This is a genomic window from Mesorhizobium sp. M2A.F.Ca.ET.039.01.1.1 (assembly GCF_003998035.1).
Lineage (GTDB): Bacteria > Pseudomonadota > Alphaproteobacteria > Rhizobiales > Rhizobiaceae > Mesorhizobium.
This window is the reverse complement of sequence record NZ_RZRY01000847.1, coordinates 1-2366: the sequence shown is the minus strand read 5'-3', so window position 1 is coordinate 2366 and position 2366 is coordinate 1. Positions and strand designations below refer to the sequence as shown.

The following is a 2366-nucleotide window of genomic DNA, read 5'->3' as shown; positions in this document are numbered from 1 at the left end:
ATACGGAATTGCTCACCATTGCCGGCCTCGATTGCTTCTATGGCGGGGTGCAGGTGCTCTACGGCCTCGACCTCGTCCTCAACCAGGGCGAGGTGCTGTGCCTGTTCGGCCGCAACGGCGCCGGCAAGACGACGACGCTGAAGGCCATCATGGGGCTGGTCCCGGCGGCCGCCGGCTCGATCAAGCTGGATGGCAAGGAACTGACCGGCCTCGCCGCGCATGACGTGCCGAAGGCTGGCGTCGCCTATGTGCCGCAGGGCAGGCGCCTGTTCGCCGAGATGAGCGTGGCGGAAAACATCGAGATCGGCTTGATGGCGCGCGGCAAGGGCAAGCAGACGCGCGAGAACGTCCTCGATCTCTTCCCGCTGCTACGCGAGCGGCTGAAGCAGCGTTCAGGCACGCTCTCCGGTGGCGAGCAGCAGATGCTGGCCATGGCCCGCGCGCTCTGCCTCGAGCCGCACGTGCTGTTGCTGGACGAGCCGACCGAGGGCCTGATGCCGTCGATGATCGCCAGGATCCGCGAGACGGTGGCCAAGCTGCGCGAGCTCGGCGTCTCCACCATCCTGGTCGAGCAGCGCGTCGACGCCGTGCTGTCGGTCGCTGATCGGGTTTGCTTCATCGAGAACGGCCGCAACCGCGAGACGGTGGACGTCGAAGCGCTGCGGGCGGATCCCTCGGCGGTGCGAAGATATGTTGGAGTGGGCTGAGGATTACCCTCCCCCTTTGTGGGGAGGGTCGCTGCGAAGCAGCGGGGACGGGGCAGCGCCGACCCCCACCCGGACCTGCAGTCCGACCTCCCCACAAGGGGGAGGTAAGGCTCCGCGCCGCTTCAGAAAAGCAAAAACCCGGCAATCAAGAATGTCGGGATCAGCACAAGGCCGGACCACGCCATATAGCCGAAGAAGCCCGGCATCTTGAAGCCGCGATGCCTGGCGATGGCGAAGACCATGAAGTTGGGTGCGTTGCCGATATAGGTGTTGGCGCCCATGAACACCGCTCCCGCCGAGATCGCGGCCAGCGTCGAGGCTGCCTCAGTCATCAGGTGCTGGGCATCACCGCCGGCAAGCTCGAAGAACACCAGATAGGTCGGCGCGTTGTCGAGGAAGGAAGACAGCGCCCCGGTCAGCCAGAAATAGGCCAGATCGTTGGGCTGGCCGTCAGCGGAGGTGACGAGCGCCACCAGCGGCGCCAGCGCGCCGTAATGGCCGGCCCGCAGGATGGCGATGACCGGCACGATGCAGATGAAGATGCCGGCAAACAATTTCGCCACCTCGGCGATCGGCCCCCAGGTGAAGCCGTTGGCCTCGCGATGGCTCTTGTACGAGACCTTCAAGGACAGGAAGGCCAGCACCAGGATGATGACGTCGCGCACCAGGTTCTGCAACTCGAGGCTGACGCCAAGGATTGGGATGCTGACGCCCGGCTTCCAGCTCGCCGAAAGCAGGATCGCGCCGATCACGCCGGCGAGCAGCGGCAGGTTGGCGAGCCCGCGCAGGCGCACCTTTGTATCGGGCGTCGGGTCCTTGATCTTCGGCATGCCGGCCTCGCGGCGATGCAGGACCAGATCGATCGCCAGGAACACCGCCAGCACCAGCCCGCCGACAAAAAGCGTGTCCGGCAGGATGTGCACTGTCGTCCAGAAGAAATCCACGCCGCGCAGGAAGCCGACGAACAGCGGCGGATCGCCGAGCGGCGTCAGCGAGCCGCCGATGTTGGAGACCAGGAAGATGAAGAAGATCACCACATGGGCGTTGAACGGCCGGTTGTCGTTGGCGCGCAGCATCGGCCGGATTAGGATCATCGAGGCGCCGGTCGTGCCGATGACCGAGGCAAGCAGCGCGCCGATGAGCAGCAGCCCGGCATTGGTGAGCGGCGTGCCGTGGATGTTGCCGGCGAGCAGGATGCCGCCCGAGATGGTGTAGAGCGCGAACAGCAGGATGATGAAGGACATGTATTCGCTGAGCAGCGTGTGCAGCACGGCCTCGCCTGCCGTCGGTATGCCGAAAGCGACGGCCAGCGGGACCACCGCCAGCGCTGCCCAGCCGGCGGCGATCTTGCCGTAATGATGTTCCCACAGGTGATGAAAGAGCAGCGGTCCGGTCGCGATCGACAGCAGCAGGCCGGCAAAGGGCAGTCCCCACCATAGCGACATGGCGGCGCCGGGCAGTTCATGGATTTCGGCGGCCAGCGCCTGCCCTGGGAGCAGCAGCGCTATGGCGAGCGCCGCGAATGGAAAAATCATCCGGCCGCGGCGCGTTTTCCCTTCTCCCCTTGTGGGAGAAGGTGGATCGGCGCGATAGCGCCGAGACGGATGAGGGGTGTTCCAGCGGAGTGAGACGCCGGCTTTCCCTGGAGCACCCCTCATC

General features: G+C 65.6%; 2 protein-coding genes. One reads left to right on the top strand and one right to left on the bottom strand.

All coding sequences use genetic code 11. From position 1 onward, the window contains the following. Window positions 1-8 precede the first annotated feature (8 nt). Window positions 9-707, top strand: coding sequence for an ABC transporter ATP-binding protein (locus EOA24_RS34555; RefSeq protein WP_127410619.1), 699 nt, complete (start codon window positions 9-11; stop codon window positions 705-707). A gap of 122 nt (window positions 708-829) precedes the next feature. On the opposite strand, the gene EOA24_RS34550 is transcribed toward EOA24_RS34555, so the two are convergent. Then, complete coding sequence (locus EOA24_RS34550; protein ID WP_126079974.1) at window positions 830-2242, bottom strand: sodium:proton antiporter; 1413 nt, start codon at window positions 2240-2242, stop codon at window positions 830-832. Window positions 2243-2366 lie beyond the last annotated feature (124 nt).

Bases quoted from the DNA above. Each gene is read 5' to 3' on its own strand.
- EOA24_RS34550 (WP_126079974.1), bottom strand. From the start codon at position 2,242: ATGATTTTTCCATTCGCGGCGCTCGCCATAGCGCTGCTGCTCCCAGGG.